The 18,476-nt window shown below is 71.5% G+C and carries 11 protein-coding genes and 1 pseudogene; 5 read left to right on the top strand and 7 right to left on the bottom strand.

Annotation, left to right across the window (positions count from 1 at the left end; all coding sequences use genetic code 11):
- The 6 genes from GCU69_RS32370 to GCU69_RS32345 form a co-directional block, all read right to left on the bottom strand.
- Positions 1 to 573 (bottom strand): ABC transporter ATP-binding protein (locus GCU69_RS32370; RefSeq protein WP_156207990.1); only part of this gene is annotated, 573 nt, incomplete at its 3' end.
- 11 nt (positions 574 to 584) lie between these two features.
- A complete protein-coding gene (locus tag GCU69_RS32365; RefSeq protein ID WP_098753809.1) occupies positions 585 to 1,541 on the bottom strand; it encodes an ABC transporter permease in 957 nt (318 codons plus the stop codon).
- Positions 1,534 to 2,463 (bottom strand): ABC transporter permease, encoded by a 930-nt coding sequence (locus GCU69_RS32360; RefSeq protein ID WP_098753808.1) that lies wholly within the window; start codon positions 2,461 to 2,463, stop codon positions 1,534 to 1,536. Before GCU69_RS32360 ends, GCU69_RS32365 begins: the two co-directional genes overlap by 8 nt.
- Before the next feature lie 135 nt (positions 2,464 to 2,598).
- The gene (locus tag GCU69_RS32355; protein ID WP_098753807.1) at positions 2,599 to 4,212 is read right to left on the bottom strand and encodes a peptide ABC transporter substrate-binding protein; all 1,614 of its coding nucleotides are present in this window, start codon (positions 4,210 to 4,212) and stop codon (positions 2,599 to 2,601) included.
- Between the two features lie 739 nt (positions 4,213 to 4,951).
- Positions 4,952 to 6,826, bottom strand: coding sequence for a translational GTPase TypA (gene typA / locus GCU69_RS32350; protein WP_098753806.1), 1,875 nt, complete (start codon positions 6,824 to 6,826; stop codon positions 4,952 to 4,954).
- A 406-nt stretch (positions 6,827 to 7,232) separates the two neighbouring features.
- On the bottom strand, positions 7,233 to 9,260 hold the full coding sequence (locus tag GCU69_RS32345; protein WP_156207989.1) for an ABC transporter family substrate-binding protein: 2,028 nt from the start codon (positions 9,258 to 9,260) through the stop codon (positions 7,233 to 7,235).
- Between the two features lie 556 nt (positions 9,261 to 9,816).
- Here GCU69_RS32345 and GCU69_RS32340 point away from each other — a divergent pair.
- The 5 genes and pseudogenes from GCU69_RS32340 (at position 9,817) to GCU69_RS34285 (ending at position 15,412) form a co-directional block, all read left to right on the top strand.
- Positions 9,817 to 10,107 carry a hypothetical protein gene (locus tag GCU69_RS32340; RefSeq protein WP_098753804.1) on the top strand — a complete coding sequence of 97 codons (291 nt, stop codon included), beginning with the start codon at positions 9,817 to 9,819 and terminating at the stop codon, positions 10,105 to 10,107.
- A gap of 300 nt (positions 10,108 to 10,407) precedes the next feature.
- Positions 10,408 to 11,262, top strand: coding sequence for a hypothetical protein (locus GCU69_RS32335; protein WP_098753802.1), 855 nt, complete (start codon positions 10,408 to 10,410; stop codon positions 11,260 to 11,262).
- Between the two features lie 18 nt (positions 11,263 to 11,280).
- On the top strand, positions 11,281 to 13,269 hold the full coding sequence (locus GCU69_RS32330) for a fumarate reductase/succinate dehydrogenase flavoprotein subunit (RefSeq protein ID WP_156207988.1): 1,989 nt from the start codon (positions 11,281 to 11,283) through the stop codon (positions 13,267 to 13,269).
- A complete protein-coding gene (locus GCU69_RS32325; RefSeq protein ID WP_156207987.1) occupies positions 13,266 to 14,033 on the top strand; it encodes a succinate dehydrogenase/fumarate reductase iron-sulfur subunit in 768 nt (255 codons plus the stop codon). The genes GCU69_RS32330 and GCU69_RS32325 overlap by 4 nt, the downstream gene beginning before the upstream one ends.
- A 133-nt stretch (positions 14,034 to 14,166) precedes the next feature.
- Positions 14,167 to 15,412: pseudogene (locus GCU69_RS34285) on the top strand (LacI family DNA-binding transcriptional regulator).
- Between the two features lie 237 nt (positions 15,413 to 15,649).
- Here GCU69_RS34285 and GCU69_RS32315 read toward each other — a convergent pair.
- Positions 15,650 to 18,289 (bottom strand): SpoIIE family protein phosphatase, encoded by a 2,640-nt coding sequence (locus GCU69_RS32315; protein WP_156207993.1) that lies wholly within the window; start codon positions 18,287 to 18,289, stop codon positions 15,650 to 15,652.
- Between the last annotated feature and the right edge of the window lie 187 nt (positions 18,290 to 18,476).

Genomic DNA, 18,476 nt, shown 5'->3' with positions numbered 1-18,476 from the left:
CAGGGCCAGCGCCATCGCGATCATGATGCGCTGCCGCATGCCGCCGGAGAACTGGTGCGGATAATCGTTCACCCGCTGCTTCGCCGCGGGTATGTTCACCCGCTCCATCAGCTCGACGGCCTTGGCCTTGGCGTCCTTGCGGGAGAGGCCCTGGTGGACGCGGAACATCTCGCCGAGCTGGTAGCCGACGGTCAGCACCGGGTTGAGCGAGGACAGCGCGTCCTGGAAGATCATCGCCATCTTGGCGCCGCGGATCTTCCGCCGCTCCTCACCGGACATCTTCAGCATGTCCTGGCCGCGGAAGAAGATCTCGCCCTTCGGGATCTTCCCCGGCGGCATGTCGAGGATGCCCATGATGGCCTGGGCGGTCACGGACTTGCCGGAGCCGGACTCGCCGAGGACGGCGAGCGTCTCGCCGGCGGAGACGGAGTAGTTGACCCCGTTGACGGCCTTGGCGACGCCGTCCCGGGTGTGGAACTCGACGTGCAGGTCGCGGACGTCGAGCAGCGGGCCGCTGTCGGCGTCGCCGGAGCGCGGCTGGGGAACAGCCTCGGTCTTGTCGATGGTGGTCACGTACGCCTCCCTCAGCGCAGCTTGGGATCGAGGGCGTTGCGGACCGCATCGCCGAGCATGATGAACGCCAGCACGGTGATGGAGACCATCACCGCGGGCGCGAGGAGGACGTGCGGCGCGTTGCGCAGCTGGTCCTTGCCGGCGGAGACGTCGATGCCCCAGGACACGGTCGGTTCGGACAGGCCGATGCCGAGGTACGACAGGCTGGCCTCCGCGGCGATGTAACCGCCGAGGGCGATGGTCGCGACGACGATCACGGGGGCGACGGCGTTCGGCAGGATGTGGCGCAGCAGGATGCGGCCGGTGCCCGCGCCGAGCGCCTTGGCGGCCTGGACGTAGTCCGCCTGCTTGGTGGTGATCACCGAGCCGCGGGTGACACGCGCGATCTGCGTCCAGCCGAGGAAGGCCAGCGCCAGCACGACGATCCAGACGGTGCGGACGTCGAAGGTGTTGAGCACGACCATGGCGCCGAGCAGGAACGGCACACCGGCGAACGTGTCGAGGATCCGGGACAGGATGCTGTCGAGCCAGCCGCCGAAGTAGCCGGCGACCATGCCGAACAGCCCGCCGAGGACCGTGACGAGCAGGGTCACCGCGACGCCGACGATCACCGAGGCGCGGGCCCCGTACACCACGCGCGCGTAGATGCTGCGGCCCTGGGCGTCGTAGCCGAGCCACTCCGGGGAGAACAGGTGGCCGTACTCCGGGGACTTGAGGTAGTGCGTCGACAAATCGCCGTGCCGCGGCGAGACGCTGGTGAACAGCCCCGGCCAGGCGGCCATGACGAGCAGGAAGAAGATCAGGATCGCGGACACCACGAACAGCGGATTGCGCCGCAGGTCGTGCCAGGCGTCCGACCACAGGCTGCGCGGCTTGCCGACGGGACCGGACTCGGTGCCGGCCGGGGCGTTCTTCTCCAGGTCGGGTGCGGCTGCGGGTACGCGGGCGGCTTCGGTCACGTCAGACATAACGGATCCTCGGGTCCAGGACCGCGTAAAGCAGGTCGACGATCAGGCTGACAGCGAGGTAGATGATGACGAGCAGGGTGACGATGCCGACCACGGTCGAGCCCTCGCGGCGGAAGAGCGCGTCGTAGACGAGGTTGCCGACGCCCTGGACGTTGAAGATGCCCTCGGTGATGACCGCTCCGCCGAGGAGCGCGCCGAGGTCGGTGCCGAGGAAGGTCACGACCGGGATCAGCGAGTTGCGCATCAGATGGACACCGATGACACGGCGGCGCGGCAGGCCCTTGGCGATGGCGGTGCGGATGTAGTCGGAGCGCAGGTTCTCCACGATGGAGGTCCGGGTCAGCCGGACCACGTAGGCCAGCGACAGCGAGCCCAGCACGACGGCGGGCATCAGCAGGTCCCCGAATGCCTCCGAGTCCTGCACGGTGGGGGTCAGCAGGTCCAGCTTGAAGGCGAACACGAACTGCGCCACGTAACCGAGGACGAACGACGGCACGGAGATCAGCAGCAGGGTGAAGAAGAGCATCCCGCGGTCGAACAGCCGGTCGGCGCGCAGGCCCGCCAGCACGCCGAGCGAGATACCCGCCAGCGTGGTGAAGGTGAAGGCGAACAGGGCCAGCCGGATGGTGACCGGGAGGGCTTCACCGATCACCTCGGACACCGGACGCCCGCTGGCTATCTGGGTCCCGAAGTCGCCCTGGAACAGCCCGATGAAGTAGTTCCAGTACTGCTGCCAGAGCGGCAGGTCCAGCCCGAGGTCCTTCTTCATCGCGGCGATCTGCGCCGGGTCCACGGACTGCTCTCCCCAGAGTGCCCGCACCGGGTCACCGGGCAGGCTGTACATCATCAGGAAGATCAGCAGGGTTGCCCCGATGAACACGGGGATCGACTGGAGCAGTCGTCGCACGACGTAGCGCCCCATGTTTCCTCCATTGGTAAAGACGGCCCCAGGGGGCCGTTCCACGGTGACGGGAACGGCCCCCGGGTGCCTGGCCCGCGCCGGCCGGGTCGCGGCGTCGGCGGGGAGTGGCCGGTTGCGGAGTGAACCGCGGGCGTACTACTTGGTGGTGACTTCGCTGACCACGAGGTCGCCGTGCCAGTCGACGTTGACGTTCTCGACGTCCTCGCCGTAACCAGCGTTGATCTTGTAGTTGAAGATCGGGAACGCCGGCATCTCCTCGGCCATGACCTGCTCGGCCTCCTGGTAGAGCTTGATCGACTCTTCCAGGGTCTTCGCGTGGTCGCCCTTCTCCATCAGGGCGTCGATCTCCTTGTTGTTGAAGCGACCACTGTTCGCCTCGGCCTTGGAGTGGTAAAGCTCCCGCATGAAGTTGACGTTCAGCGGGTAGTCCGCGACCCAGCCACCGCGGTACATGCCCTTGACCTTGTTGGCGTCACGCAGGTCCAGGTCGGTCTGGAAGTCCGGCTTGGAGTCCGGGATGCACTCGACGCCGGTGTTCTGGCGGATGTTCTCGCAGACCGCCGTGACCCATTCCTTGTGGCCGCCGTCGGCGTTGAACTGGATCCAGATCTTGTTGCCCGGAACGCCACCGCCCTCTTCGACGAGCTCCTTGGCCTTCTTCGCGTCGAACTTCAGGCTCGGGATGTCGAGGTCCTGGTTGCCCTGGACCTGCGGCGGCGTGAAGCTGGTGGCGGCCTCACGGGTGCCGTTCATGACGGTCTTCGCGATCGTCTCGCGGTCGATCGCCATCGACAGGCCCTGGAGGACCTTCGGGTCGACGTCCTTGAAGGGCTTGCTGTAGAAGGCCGGGACGATGCTCTGCACCGCGGCGTACGGCTGCTCGATCGCGCGGTCGCCCAGGTCCTGCTTGTACTTCGGCAGGTCCTTGGCACCGATCTGGCGGACCATGTCGACGTTGCCGGACAGCAGCTCCTGGTACGCGGCCTCGGGCGTCGAGTAGTTCTTGAACTGGATGCCCTCGTTCTTCGCGCTGTCCTCGCCCTTGTACTTGTCGTACTTGGCGACCTGGAACAGCTTGTTGTGGTTCCACTTCTCGAACTTGTACGGACCGTTGCCGATCGGCTTCTCACCGAACTTCTTCGGGTCGTCGAAGGCGACGCTGGGCAGCGGGGCCCAGGTGGTGTAGCCGAGCTTGTACTCGAAGTACGGCACGGGCTCGGACAGCTCGACGGTGAAGGTGAGGTCGTCGACGACCTTCAGGCCGGACATCTCCTCGGCCTTGGGGTCACCCTTCTCGGGGTGGACGTCCTCGTAGCCCTTGATGTCGGAGAACCAGAAGCTGTTCTTCTGGTTGTTCTTGACATTGGCCGCGAAGTTCCAGGTGTCCACGTAGGACTGGGCGGTGACCTTCTCACCGTTGTGGAAGGTCCAGCCGTCCTTCAGCTTGACCGTCCAGGTCTTCGAGTCCTCGGTCTCGACCGACTCGGCGTTGAGGTAGACGATCTCGCCCTTGTCGTCGAACTCGAGCAGCTGGGTGAAGAGCGCCTTGACTATGTAGCTGCCGTTGCTCTCGTTGGTGTCCGAGGGCAGTGGTGCGTTCTGCGGTTCACCGACCTCGATGGAGACGTAGCCCTCCGGCTTGCCGGAGGCCGACTTCTTGTCGTCACCGCTGTCGCCACCGCAGGCCGTCGCGGCCATCGCCACCACGATCGCACCCGCAACCCACTTGGCACTTCTGGCACCGCGCATGGGTGTGCCCTCCTCAGGAGTTCCAAAGCCACTACATGGAAGGGCGCCGGTCGCGTGCGCTGACACCCCTGACAGCTGCAGCCGGCACCCGGTCGCTCGTGAGCCGGCGCTCCCCACAGCGCATGACCCGTTGACCCGAGCTCTACTGGCTCCAACTATCAGCCCATGCGGTGCGACCCGGCCACACTCTTTTGGTTGCGGTTCGATCACACCTGATGTTCACTTCTTCCAAAATCCGGACAAAACGATCCGATATAGATGGTTGCGAAACGGACGTGTTACCCATCTATCGGGGAAGAGCGTTCGAATATCGGACGCCGCACCGGGAAAAGCGGTTGCGTCGGCGAGCGGGGTGCGAGCGGCCCGGTTTCCGGGCCCGCACCTGCGCGGCTCGCTGGGAGCGTAGCGCTGATGACGCGCGTAGAACAGCATTTTCGGACACTGCTCACGACGCCGCACGGCGGCGGGCGGTTCCGCGGTCGGCCACATGACGTAGCCGGAACGGCCCGTTCGCACGAGACGGCCTGGACGGTGTGCCGTGACGCACCGGGCGGGAGTGTCCGGAACGCTCCCGTGCGGTGTGACCCCGCCAACCGGCGAAAGCATCCCGATGCCGGGCCCGCGTCAGCTTACCGGACATTCCGGGCGCCGTGTCTCCGTCCGCCCCCGGGGCCACCGGTTGCCGCCGCCCGCGTGCGGGCGGCGGCAACCGGTGCGGCGGCGCCCAACCGGTGCCGCGTCAGGAGTGCTTGGCGCGCGAGGCGGCGCGGCCGCGCTCCTTCTGGTCCAGCACGACCTTGCGGATCCGGACCGTCTCCGGCGTCACCTCGATGCACTCGTCGTCGCGGCAGAACTCCAGGGACTGCTCCAGCGACAGCAGCCGCGGCGGGACCAGCGACTCGGTCACATCGGCGGTCGAGGACCGCATGTTGGTGAGCTTCTTCTCCTTGGTGATGTTGACGTCCATGTCGTCGGACCGGGAGTTCTCACCGACGATCATGCCCTCGTACACCTCGGTACCGGGCGAGATGAAGAGCGTGCCGCGCTCCTGGAGGTTCGTCATCGCGAAGGCGGTGACGGCACCGGCGCGGTCCGCGACCAGGGAGCCGTTGTTGCGGGTGCGCAGCTCGCCGAACCACGGCTCGTGGCCCTCGAAGATGGAGTGCGCGATGCCCGTGCCGCGGGTCTGCGTCAGGAACTCCGTACGGAAGCCGATCAGTCCGCGGGACGGCACGATCCACTCCATCCGGATCCATCCGGAACCGTGGTTGGTCATCGTCTCCATCCGGCCCTTGCGGGCGGCCATCAGCTGGGTGATGGCACCGAGGTGCTCCTCCGGGGAGTCGATCGTCAGCCGCTCGATCGGCTCGTGCAGCTTGCCGTCGATCTCCTTGGTGACCACCTCGGGCTTGCCGACGGTCAGCTCGAAGCCCTCCCGGCGCATGGTCTCCACCAGGATGGCCAGCGCCAGCTCGCCGCGGCCCTGCACCTCCCAGGTGTCGGGGCGCTCGGTGGGCAGGACGCGGAGCGAGACGTTGCCGACCAGCTCGCGGTCGAGACGGTCCTTCACCAGCCGGGCGGTGACCTTGTGGCCCTTGCCGCCCTTGCCGACCAGCGGGGAGTTGTTGGTGCCGATGGTCATCGAGATCGCGGGCTCGTCGACGGTGATCAGCGGCAGCGCGATCGGGTTCTCCGGATCGGCGAGGGTCTCGCCGATCATGATGTCCGGGATTCCGGCGACGGCGCAGATGTCGCCCGGGCGGGCCAGCTCGGCCGGCTTGCGGGTGAGCGCCTCGGTCATCATCAGCTCGGTGATCCGGACGTTCGCCATCGTGCCGTCACGCTTGATCCAGGCGACGGTCTGGCCCTTCTTCAGCTCTCCCTGCTCGACCCGGAGCAGGGCGATGCGGCCGAGGAAGTTGTCCGCGTCCAGGTTGGTGACGTGCGCCTGGAGCGGGGCGCTCTCGTCGTACTCCGGCGCCGGGACGGTCTCCAGCAGCGCGGTGAAGAACGGCTCCAGGTTCTCGCTGTCGGCGGGGACCGTGCCGTCCTCCGGCTTGGTCAGCGAGGCGACCCCGTCGCGGGCGCAGGCGTAGACGATCGGGAACTCGATCTGCTCCTCGGTCGCGTCCAGGTCCAGGAACAGGTCGTACGTCTCGTCCACGACCTCCGCGATCCGGGCGTCGGGGCGGTCCGTCTTGTTGATGCAGAGGATGACCGGCATCTTGCCCTCGAGCGCCTTGCGGAGCACGAAGCGGGTCTGCGGCAGCGGGCCCTCGGAGGCGTCGACCAGCAGGACGACCGCGTCAACCATCGACAGGCCGCGCTCGACCTCGCCGCCGAAGTCGGCGTGGCCGGGGGTGTCGATGATGTTGATGGTCACCGGGTCGCCGCCGTGCGACGGGTGGTACTTGACCGCGGTGTTCTTGGCGAGAATGGTGATGCCCTTCTCGCGTTCGAGGTCGTTCGAGTCCATCATGCGCTCGTCCAGGTGTTCCTGCTGGTGAGCGGCGAAGGAGCCGGCCTGCTTGAGCATGGCGTCGACGAGGGTCGTCTTGCCGTGGTCGACGTGGGCGACGATGGCGACGTTACGGATGTCGTGGCGCGTGGGCACTGCGGGGCTTCTCCCGTGGATCGTGGTTGACGTCACGTACGGTCCGGCACGCGCGCCTGCCGGGCGGCTCAGTCACGTCGGACCACGCCTCGGCCTTATCCCATCGTACGGTGCGGCGGCACGCCGGGGCGCATCGGCCGCCGGGGCAGCGCTCGGCGGCCGGACCCGCGCCGGCCGGCGGGGCGCCGGGCCGGGAGGCGGCGGGACACCCGGGTACGGGGTCGGTCAGCGGCCGGCGGGACACCCGGGATGCGCGGGGCGCCGGTGACGCCCGGGGCCGCCCGGTGTGCCCCGGAACGTCCGGAACACCGGGACGGCACGCCCGGGAGGCACGCCCGGGACGGCACGGCCGGGACGCCTCGCCCGGGACGGTCGGCCGGTGCCGGCCGGTACGGCGCGGCCGCCGTCAGCGCCGGAAGCCGATGTCCTGGTAGCGCGGTGTGGCGAAGCCGAAGGCGCCGGCGTTGACCACGTCCGGGTCGGTGGCCACCAGTTGCGGCCGCTGGAACAGCGGCACCGCTCCGGCGACCGCCCAGATCCGGGCGTCCGCGCGGTTCAGCAGCTCCCGGGAGGCGCCCTCGTCCAGCTCGGTCGCCGCCTGCTCGAACAGCTGGTCGATGTGGTCGGTGCCGACGCGGGTGTAGTTCTGCTCCACGGTCAGCGAGCCGTCGGGAGCGGGGCGCGGCTTGGCGAAGATCGGGCGGGCGTCGGTCGCCGGGAAGGGGGTGACCGGCCAGGAGTAGAGGGCCAGGTCGTAGTCGCCCGAGGCGATGTGGTCCCGGAAGTAGCTGACGTTCTCCACCTGCCGGATGTCGGTGTGGATCCCGATCGCCTCCAGCTGCTGCGCGATCCGGTCACCCACCGTGCGCAGCGGCTCGCTGCCGGGGCCGGACGGCAGGACGAAGTCGAGCGCGAGCGGCTCGCCGTCCTTGCGGAGCAGGTTGGCGCTCGCGAGGCGGGCCTCACGGCCGGTGTTCCCGGCGCCCGTGTCGTCCCGGCCGTCGCCCCGCCGCTCCTCCTTCTTCTTCTCCGCCACCCGCTCGTCGGGCTTCTCGTCCGCCTGCTGGTCTGTCTGCTGATCTGCCTGCTGGTCGGCCTTCTCGTCGGCCTTCTCATCGGCCTTCTCGTCGGCCTTGGCGTTGCCCGTGCCGCCGTCCGCGGCCACCGTGCCCCGCTCCCAGCCGACCTCGGCGAGCATCGCCTGGGCCGCCCCGGCGTCCTGCTCGCCGAGTGCCGCGCTGGCGTCCTTGTAGCCCTGCTGCCCGGCCATCCGCACATGGCTGCCGAGCGGCCCGGCCGGCAGTTCGAGCGGCTTGAGCACCGCCTCGGCCAGGGCCTTGCGGTCGATCGCCCGGGCCACCGCGCGGCGCACCCGGTCGTCGGCGAGCGGACCCTCCGCGCCGTTCAGCGCGAGCTGTGTGTACGACGGGGCCATCGACCGGCGCACCGAGATCTCGCGGAGCGCGGCGGAGCGGGCGTCCTTCCGGCCGGCGACGCTGCGGATCCGCTCCAGGCCCGGCCGGTTGATCGCGGCGACGTCCAGCTTCCCCTCGGCGAGGGCGGCCACCCGCTTCTCGTCGGGCACGGCTTGCAGGACGAGCCGGTCGAGCTTGGCCTTCTCCCCCCACCAGCGGGGGTTGCGGACCAGGGTGACGGTGCCCCGCTTGTCGTCCCGCCCCTTGACGGTGAACGGTCCGGCCGTGGCCCGCAGCGTCTTGCGGGCCCCGTCGTTGAAGGCGTCCGGGCTGCTCATCACGGAGGCCGGGTAGAGCGGGGTGAACAGGGCCCGCCAGTCGGCGTACGGATCGGCGAAGGTGACGCGCACCTCGTGCTCGTTCTCCCCGGCCTCCACCCCGGAGATCCGTTCGTAGCCCGCGTTGCGAGCGGTCCAGTAGGCGCGGTTCTTGCCGCTGAGGGCCTTCCACTGGGCGCGGAAGTCGGCGGCGCCGATCGGCCGGCCGTCGCTCCAGACGGCGTCGGGGTTCAGCCGGTAGACGACGACCTGCTCGGGTTCCCGTTCGACGACCTCGGCGGAGGTCAGATAGTCGCCGTTGAGGTGCGGGCGGCCGAGCCGGTCGAGGGTGAAGAGGACGGGCAGCACGGCCTCGGCGATGCGGTCGCCGGTCGCGTCCGCGTCGGCCTGGAAGGTGTTGAGGGTGGCGGGGACGGTGTCGACGGCCCAGCGCACGGTGCCGCCGTCGCGGACGTGTTCGCGGGTGGTGGCGGCGATGTCCGGCGGCACCGTTTCCCCGGCGTCGTCGTCGCTGCCGCCGCATCCGGCGAGCAGGGCACCGGTGAGGGCGAGCGTGAGGCCGGTCCGGAGCCGTCGCGCGCGGGAACCGCCGGTGTCTGCGGTCCGCCGCCCGGCACGGGGGGCACGGCCTGGGCCGGCGCCGTCGCCTGGGCCTTGCGGGCGTACGCCGTCGCTGGACATGTCTGATACCTCCGGGCTCGCGCGCGGTCTCCCCGCTCAACGCAACGCCTTCCACGGGGACACCGCTCCATCGCCGGGGACGGGGGTTTGCCACCCGCCTGGATGAACCGTTTCGCCCCCGGCGGCGGGGCGGGGCTCGGTACGGCGCGTACGGGACGTACGGCGCGGACCGGCCCGGCGCGCACGGGACAGGCCGCCGCCGGGCGGCGCCGGCCCGGGGCGCGGCGGGGCACCGTACAGCCAGGACAGCCAGGACAGCCAGTACGGCCCTGGTGGCGACTGACAACCAGTACGGCCCTGACAGCCAGTACGGCCCCGACGACCCGGACGGGCCGGACGACGACCCGGACGGACCGGTGGCGCCAGGCCGTGGCGGAAACCCTTCCGCCGCATCTCCAGCAGATCGGAGTACGCCCCGCGCCGGTTGTGCGGCGGAAAACCGGCTTTGTCCGCGCCGGACGGTGGAATCGCGGCAGATCTCTTCACAAGTGCGCGTGTGACGCGCAACACTCGCGGGGTGTCGCAGCCGCAACGCACGCGGAGGTGAGGGCCCCCCATGTCCCTGCACGACGATCTGCAAGCCGCACAGCGCTGTCTGGACGATCTCGTCCGCTCAGTGGGACGCCTGGAGACGCAGGTCGGGGGCGGTCCGGACATACGCCGGGTGCGTACGGACACCGACCACCTGCGCGAGAGCCTGGCCCTGCTGAGCGAGACCGCCCCGGCCTCCGCACGGCCGGTACCGGCCCCCGAGATGGTCATCATCCCGGACGCGCCGTACAACAGCGCGCTCTGGACCGATGCCGACGAGGAGGGGCTCGGCGCGCGGGACCGGCACGCACCCTAGCCGTGCCCGGGCGGGTCCCGGATCCACCCGCCGCCCGGCCGGGACCGGCGCGGACCGGCCGGAAGCACGGCGGGACCGGGACCACCGGCCCGAGCCTCGGGGCTCCCCGCCTCCCGCACACGCTCCACGGCGGCCCCCGGCACCGCGTACGGCGGCACCGCGCCGCCCGCGGGCACCGGACGGCGGCGGCCCCCTCCGCGGCTCCGGGGCCCGCCGCCCTCACCGGACCGCCGTCCCGTACGCCCGGCCCGAGCCCGGCCGTACGGGACCGACCACCGCACCCCCGACCCGGAGTCCGATTTGTCCACTGGCACCGACCCGACCACCGCCACAGACGATCCCGGCGAAGCACCCGGCGGCGCGCGCCGGGGCGTATACGCCCCCTCGCGCGCCGCCATCTCCGCCGCGCATCTGCGCACGGACCGCTGGTGGCTCGCCCCCGCCGCCACCGCGGCCGGTCTGCTCGCCTTCATCGTCTACTCGACCTGGCGGGCCCTGGCGAACGCCGACTACTACGCGGCGCCCTATGTCTCGCCCTTCTACTCCCCCTGTCTGGCGGAGAACTGCGAGCCGATGAAGGGCGGCCCGAACTGGGCGCTGTTCGGCGACTGGTGGGGCCTCTCCCCCGCGGTGATCATCCTGATCTTCCCGCTGGGCTTCAGGCTCACCTGCTACTACTACCGCAAGGCCTACTACCGGGGCTTCTGGGCGTCCCCGCCCGCCTGCGCGGTGGCCGAGCCGCACCGCAGGTACACCGGTGAGACCCGCTTCCCGCTGGTCCTGCAGAACATCCACCGGTACTTCTTCTACGCCGCCGTGCCCGTGGCCGTGATCCTGACCTACGACACGGTCCTCGGTTTCCGCGACGAGCACTACGAGTGGGGCCACATGGGCCTCGGCACCCTGGTGATGCTCGTCAACATCGTGCTGATCTGGGCGTACACCATCTCCTGCCACTCCTGCCGGCACATCATCGGCGGCCGGCTCAAGCACTTCTCCAAGCACCCGGTGCGCTACCGGCTGTGGGGCTGGGTCGGGAGACTCAACGAGCGGCACATGCTGCTCGCCTGGGCCTCGCTGGTCAGCGTCGCGGTGGCCGATCTCTACGTGTATCTGCTCGCGACCGGCGTCTTCGACGACCCGAAGCTCTTCTGAGAGGAAGCAACAGAAACGATGACGCAACCCGAGCGGCAGGCGTGGGACGTGGTCGTGGTCGGCGCCGGCGGCGCCGGACTGCGCGCCGCCATCGAGGCCCGCGAGCAGGGCGCGCGCACCGCCGTGATCTGCAAGTCCCTGTTCGGCAAGGCCCACACGGTGATGGCCGAGGGCGGCATCGCCGCCAGCATGGGCAATGTCAACGAGGGCGACAACTGGCAGGTGCACTTCCGCGACACCATGCGCGGCGGCAAGTTCCTCAACGACTGGCGGATGGCGGAGCTGCACGCCCGCGAGGCCCCCGACCGGGTGTGGGAGCTGGAGACCTGGGGCGCGCTCTTCGACCGCACCGCTGACGGGCGGATCTCGCAGCGCAACTTCGGCGGCCACGAGTACCCGCGGCTCGCGCATGTCGGCGACCGTACGGGCCTGGAGCTGATCCGCACCCTCCAGCAGAAGATCGTCTCGCTCCAGCAGGAGGACTTCCGGGAGTTCGGCGACCACGAGGCCCGGCTGAAGGTCTTCCAGGAGTGCACGATCACCCGCGTCCTGAAGGACGAGAGCCGCGGCGAGGACGGCGGCGCGGTGTCCGGGGTGTTCGCCTACGAGCGGGAGTCCGGCCGGTTCTTCGTGATCGAGTCGCCCGCCGTGGTGCTGGCGACCGGGGGCATCGGCAAGTCGTTCAAGGTGACCTCCAACTCCTGGGAGTACACCGGCGACGGGCACGCCCTGGCGCTGCTGGCGGGAGCCCGCCTGACGAACATGGAGTTCGTGCAGTTCCATCCGACGGGCATGGTCTGGCCGCCGTCGGTCAAGGGCATCCTGGTCACGGAGTCCGTCCGCGGCGACGGCGGCGTGCTGCGCAACAGCGACGGCAAGCGGTTCATGTTCGACTACGTCCCGGACGTCTTCAAGGACAAGTACGCGAAGACGGAGGAGGAGGGCGACCGCTGGTACGAGGACGCGGACAACAACCGCCGCCCGCCCGAGCTGCTGCCCCGTGACGAGGTGGCCCGCGCCATCAACGCCGAGGTCAAGGCGGGCCGCGGCTCACCGCACGGCGGGGTGTTCCTCGACGTGTCGACACGGATGCCCGCGGAGACGATCCGCCGCCGGCTGCCGTCGATGCACCACCAGTTCAAGGAGCTGGCGGACGTCGACATCACCGCCGAGCCGATGGAGGTCGGCCCGACCTGCCACTACGTGATGGGCGGGGTGTGGGTCGAGCCGGACACCGCGCAGGCCCGCGGGGTGACCGGGCTGTACGCGGCGGGCGAGGTCGCGGGCGGCATGCACGGCTCCAACCGGTTGGGCGGCAACTCCCTCTCCGACCTGCTCGTCTTCGGGCGCCGCGCCGGTCTGCACGCCGCGCAGTACGCCCTCGGGCTCGGCGGCGGTCGCCCCGCCGTCGACCCCGGCACCGTCGACGCGGCGGCCGACGAGGCGCTGCGGCCGTTCAGCGCCGGGGCCGGCGCCGGGGAGCAGACGGCCGGGGACAGCGGCGAGAATCCGTACACGCTCCACCAGGAGCTCCAGACGACCATGAACGACCTGGTCGGGATCATCCGGCGGGGCGGCGAGATGACCGAGGCCCTGCAGCAGCTGGCCCGGCTCCGGGCCAGGGCCCGGCGCGCCGGGGTCGAGGGCCACCGGCAGTTCAACCCGGGCTGGCATCTGGCGCTGGACCTGCGCAACATGCTGCTGGTCAGCGAGTGCGTGGCGCGGGCCGCGCTAGAGCGCGAGGAGTCCCGGGGCGGCCACACCCGCGAGGACCATCCGGAGATGGACCGCCAGTGGCGGCGGGTCAACCTGCTGTGCCGGCTCGCCGACGGCGGCGACGACACCCCGTTCGGGAAGGAACCGGCCGGGGACGCGGCGGCCGGCCCCGGGCGCGGCCGGATCGAGTTGGTACGGCACACCACCCCGCACATCCGGCGCGATCTGCTCGCCCTCTTCGAGAAGGACGAGCTGGCCAAGTACCTGCCCGACGAGGAGCTGTTCCAGTGACCCATACGGCGCACTTCAAGGTGTGGCGCGGCGACGCCGAAGGCGGCGGCCTGGCGGACTACGACATCGAGGTCAACGAGGGCGAGGTGGTGCTCGACATCATCCACCGGCTCCAGGCGACCCAGGCGCCCGACCTCGCGGTCCGCTGGAACTGCAAGGCCGGCAAGTGCGGCTCGTGCAGCGCCGAGATCAACGGGCGGCCGAGGCTGCTGTGCATGACCCGGATGTCGGTGTTCGACCCGGCGGAGACGGTCACGGTCACCCCGATGCGGGCCTTCCCGGTGATGCGGGACCTGGTGACGGACGTGTCGTTCAACTACACCAAGGCCCGCGAGGTCCCGGCGTTCGTGCCGCCGCCGGAGCTGGAGCCCGGTGAGTACCGGATGATGCAGGAGGACGTCGGGCGCTCCCAGGAGTTCCGCAAGTGCATCGAGTGCTTCCTGTGCCAGGACACCTGCCATGTGGTGCGCGACCACGAGGAGAACAAGCCCGCCTTCGCCGGGCCGCGCTTCCTGATGCGGGTGGCCGAGCTGGACATGCACCCGCTGGACGCGGCGGCCGAGTCGGGTCTCGACCGCAAGCGCACCGCGCAGGAGGAACACGGACTGGGCTACTGCAACATCACCAAGTGCTGCACCGAGGTCTGTCCGGAGAACATCAAGATCACGGACAACGCCCTGATCCCGCTGAAGGAGCGCGCGGCCGACCGCAAGTACGACCCGCTCGTCTGGCTCGGCAACAAGATCCGCCGCCGGGGCGAGTGAACCGCGCCGGGCCCGGCGTTCCGGTTTCCCGGCGGCCGGCGCGGCCCGTACGGTGAATGCGCTTGCCGGCGCTTCGCCGAGCGGTGCGGAGCCGGGACACGGGCGGACGGTCGGTCGGGTGAGTGGCCCCACGGTGTACGACGTCGCCGAGCGGGCGGGCGTCTCCATCGCGACGGTGTCGCGCGTCCACCGCAACCCGGAGTCCGTCCGGGCCGGGGCCCGCGACCGGGTGCTGGACGCCGCCCGCGAGCTGGGCTGCGTACCGAGCGGCAACGCCCGCGGGCTCGCCAGCCGCAGCACCGGCGTGCTCGGCCTGTGCTTTCCCGACCACGCCGGGGCGGAGGCCGAGGAGCACGCCGGGCCGGGCGGCCGGGGCGGCGGGGACAGCGGGACCGCCGAGGGGCCCGACGGCTCCGGCGGCTCCGGCGGCCCGGACGGATCCGGCGGCCTCGACGGCTCCGGCGGCCCCGACGACCCGGATGCCGACGCCCACCCCGACGCCGACGCCGACGAAGACGCCGACGAAGACGGGCTGTTGCTCTACTGCGACGAGATCATCCGCGGCATGGAGCGGGCGGCGCGGCGGCACGGCTACGCCCTGCTGATCACCGCCTCGCTCCCCGGCGGGCCCGGCAGCCCGGTCGCCGAGGTCGCCGGGCGGGTCGACGGCTTCGCGGTGCTCGCGGACGCGGTGCCGGCCGAGGACCTGAAGCCGGTCTCGGGCCGGCTGCCGGCCGTGCTGCTCGCCGGGCCGCGCGGGGCGGACCACCTCGACCACATCGGGGCCGACAACCGGACCGGCGCACGGGAGCCGGCCCGCCATCTGATCGCGGACCACGGGCACCGGCGGCTCGCCTTCGTCGGTGACGAGACGGGCCCCCCGACGCGCGGGCCCGCTTCCGCGGCTTCCAGGACGCGCTGCGGGACGCGGGACTGCCGGTTCCGGGGGCCCCGGCGCTGTGCGGCGCGATGACCCGGGCGGGCGGCCGGAGACCGCCCGGGCACTGCTGGAGGGGACCGGGAAGCGCCCGACCGCCGTGCTGTTCGCGAACGACCAGATGGCCGTCGGGGCGCTGCGCACACTGGGGCTCCGCGGGGTGCGGGTGCCCGCCGACCTCGCCGTGACGGGCTTCGACGGCATCCCGCCGGGCCGGCTCGCACGGCCGGCGCTGACGACCGTACGGCAGCCGATGCGGCGCCTCGGCGAGCAGGCCGCGGAGCTGCTGGTGCGGCGGCTGGCGGAGCGGGACCGGGAGCCGGTGTCGCTGGTGCTGCCGGTGCGTCAGGTCCGCCGGGCGAGCTGCGGCTGCCCGGCGCCGGAGCCGGCCGGGGCCCGCCCTTCGGCGCCGGCGGGCGGGGAGGCCGCATTCACCGTCTGAATCCCTTTTCCGGGATGTGAGACGGACTCCGGCCGGGCGGGGGCACGGGCCCCGCCCCGTCCCCCGCCCGCCGTTGCCCCGGCCGACCGCTTCCGTACGGGCGCCACAGGCGGACCCGTGCCGTACCGGCGCCACGGGCCGGCCGCTTCCGTACGGGTGCCACGAGCGGGCCCCTACCGTACGGGTGCCACGGGCCGGGCCGTTCCGGGTCGTTCCGTGCGGGCCGGAACCGCCCGGTCAGTACAGGCTGAGCAGCGCCTCCACCGGATCCGCCGCCGGGTTCTCGTCGCCCGGCAGCGCCAGCTCGAACCAGACCGTCTTGCCGCGCGGGGTCCGCCTGCTGCCCCAGCTGTTGCTGAGCAGGCCCACCAACTGGAGCCCGCGGCCGCCCTCGTCGGTGACCCGCGCGCGCCGGCGGCGCGGCTGCACCAGTCCGCCGTCCCACACCTCGCAGACCAGCGTGCGGTCCCTCAGCAGCCGCAGCCGGATGTCGCCCTCGCCGTACCGCAGGGCGTTCGTGACCAGCTCGCTGACCAGCAGCTCCGTGGTGTCGACCAGGGCTTCCAGGCCCCAGCCCACCAGCTGGTCGCGGGCCAGCTCACGGGCGCGGGAGACCGACTGCGGGTCCCGGGGCAGCGTCCAGTCGCCGACGGCCTCGGCCGGGAGCCCCTGCACCCGGGCCATCAGCAGCGCCGTGTCGTCCTCGCCGTGATGGGTGTCGAGGGTCCCCAGGACATGGTCCGCGACGTCCTCCAGGGGGCGGCTCTGGTCGGTCAGGGCGGCCCGGAACGCCGCGAGGCCCTCGTCCAGCGGGTGGTCCCGGGACTCCACGAGGCCGTCGGTGTAGAGCGCCAGCAGCGCCCCGTCCGGCAGCTCGACCTCGATCTCCTCGAACGGTTCGCCGCCCACGCCCAGCGGCAGCCCGGTCGGCACCTCCATCATCAGTGCGGGCTCGCCGCGCTCGACGAGGACGGGCGGCAGGTGCCCGGCGTTGGCGATGGTGCAGCGCCGGGTCACCGGGTCGTAGACGGCGTAGACGCAGGTGGCGAGGTAGACCTCGGACAGGTCGTCGGCGGCGCCCCGAGTGGAGCGTGCGCCGCGGGCCCCGGCCGGGGCCACGCCGTGCGAGCCGGCGGGGGCCGCCAGCCCGCGGGCGATCTCGTCGAGGTGCGAGAGGACCTCCGCCGGCTCCAGGTCGAGCATCGCCAGGGTGCGCACGGCCGTGCGGAGTTCGCCCATCGCCACAGCTGCCCGCAGCCCGCGCCCCATGACGTCGCCGACGACCAGCGCCGTACGGTGCCCGGGGAGTTCGATGACGTCGAACCAGTCGCCGCCGACCTCGGTGGCCGTGGTCCCCGGCAGATAGCGGCAGGCGATGTCGAGGCCCGCGGCCTCGGGGTCGCCGGGCGGCAGCAGGCTGCGCTGGAGGATCAGCGCCCGTTCGTGCTCCCGGCGGTAGAGGCGGGCGTTGTCGATGCAGACCGCGGCGCGCGAGGCGAGTTCGACGGCCAGCGCGGTGTCCCGCTCGCCGAACGGCTCGCTGCCCTTCGTCCGGGAGAACTGCGCCATCCCCACCACCGTGTCGTGCGCGATCATCGGCACGGCCAGGGTGGACTGCACGACGGCGCCCAGCTCGGGCCGGTCGTCGCTGTCCCGGCCCGGTACGACGCGCGGGCGGCCGGTGCGCAGGGCGTCGGCGCAGGGCGAGTCGAAGGGATAGCGGTGGACCGCGCCGACCTGCACGGGGCCCGGGCCCGCCCCGGCCGCCTCCGCCGCGCCCGCGGCCTCCGTGCCGCCGGCCGTGTGCTCGCCGCCCAGCCCGGGGGTGCGCCCGGAGAGGCCGAGGGGGGCGTCCGACACGGCGCTGGCGAACGCGACCCGGCGCAGCTCGGCGCTGCCGTCGGCGAGCCCGGGCGCCGGTTCGCGGCCGATGCCGGGGGTGAGCGGGGCCTCGTCGCCGCGCAGCAGGCCCTGGAAGAGGTCGACGGCGGCCAGGTCGCAGAACTGCGGCACGGCGACGTCGAGCAGCTCGCGGGCGGTGGTCTCCAGGTCGAGGGAGTTGCCGATCCGGGCACCGGCGGCGTTGAGCAGCGCGAGGTTCCGCCGGGCGCTGGCGGCCTCCCGTTCGGCGTTGCGCCGGCGGGTGATGTCGGTGCCGAGCCCGGCGACGCCGATGGGGCGTCCCGACGCGCTGTGCAGCCGGAAGAGGTTGACGTTCCAGCGGTGCAACTCCTGGTCGCCGGAGGGGTGGCCGACGAGCTGGAGGTCGGTCAGGGCGTTGCCCGTCTCCAGCACCTGGCGGAGCGCGGCGTCGATCCGCTCGGCCTCCCCGCGCGGCAGATAGTCGGCGGGGACGCGGCCGCGGTGGGAGTCGGGGGTGCCGCCGAAGACGGTGGCAAAGCGTTCGTTGACCCGCAGCAGCCTGAGATCGGGTCCGAAGAGCATGAAGCCGTTCGGAGATTGACCGAAAACCGCCTGTGAGACGGCGAGGTCGGTCTCGATGCGTCGCAGGGCGCGGACGTTGACGACGATGCAGAGCGCGCCCCGCTTCCCGTCCCCGGTGTCGCTCGGCATGACGTAGAGCTCGGCGACGCCGTGCGATTCGGCGTCGCCGGCCGCGGAGCCGGTGCGGAACGGTACGAGGCCGACCCACTCCCGGCCGTCCATGATGTCCTCGACCGTCCGGTGTCCGACGGCGCGCAGGTGCGAGGGGACGAAGGCGGTGACCGGGTCCTTGCCGACCGCGTCGCAGGCCGGGATGCCCAGCTGCTCGGCGGCCCGCCGGCTCCACTGGTCGATGCGTCCGTCGGGACCCAGCGAGAACGACGCGACCTGGATGTAGTCGTAGATCGATCCGGGCGGGTTGGCCTGCCACATCGGCATGCCGGTTGTCTCGGAGGCCGGCTCCGGCCCCGCTGGTATTTCGCTCACGCGCCCGTCCCCTCCAGCTCACCTTGCCCGGACCGGCCTGCGCCGAGTATCCAGCACCACAGCCATCCGGAACACGGCCTTCACGATCACAGCACGGTTTCAACTGTTGAATCGGGCGTGATCAGCACTGCCT

The organism is Streptomyces lycii (assembly GCF_009735685.1).
Classification (GTDB): domain Bacteria; phylum Actinomycetota; class Actinomycetes; order Streptomycetales; family Streptomycetaceae; genus Streptomyces; species Streptomyces lycii.
The sequence above is the reverse complement of the archived record's forward strand: the minus strand, read 5'-3'. Positions and strand labels throughout refer to the sequence as shown.

What these genes read in the sequence shown, in the direction of transcription:
- GCU69_RS32360 (WP_098753808.1), bottom strand. Translation starts at nt 2,463, where the DNA reads ATGGGGCGCTACGTCGTGCGACGACTGCTCCAGTCGATCCCCGTGTTC.
- GCU69_RS32355 (WP_098753807.1), bottom strand. Translation starts at nt 4,212, where the DNA reads ATGCGCGGTGCCAGAAGTGCCAAGTGGGTTGCGGGTGCGATCGTGGTG.
- GCU69_RS32315 (WP_156207993.1), bottom strand. Translation starts at nt 18,289, where the DNA reads ATGTGGCAGGCCAACCCGCCCGGATCGATCTACGACTACATCCAGGTC.
- GCU69_RS32365 (WP_098753809.1), bottom strand. Translation starts at nt 1,541, where the DNA reads ATGTCTGACGTGACCGAAGCCGCCCGCGTACCCGCAGCCGCACCCGAC.
- GCU69_RS32345 (WP_156207989.1), bottom strand. Translation starts at nt 9,260, where the DNA reads ATGTCCAGCGACGGCGTACGCCCGCAAGGCCCAGGCGACGGCGCCGGC.
- GCU69_RS32340 (WP_098753804.1), top strand. Translation starts at nt 9,817, where the DNA reads ATGTCCCTGCACGACGATCTGCAAGCCGCACAGCGCTGTCTGGACGAT.
- GCU69_RS32330 (WP_156207988.1), top strand. Translation starts at nt 11,281, where the DNA reads ATGACGCAACCCGAGCGGCAGGCGTGGGACGTGGTCGTGGTCGGCGCC.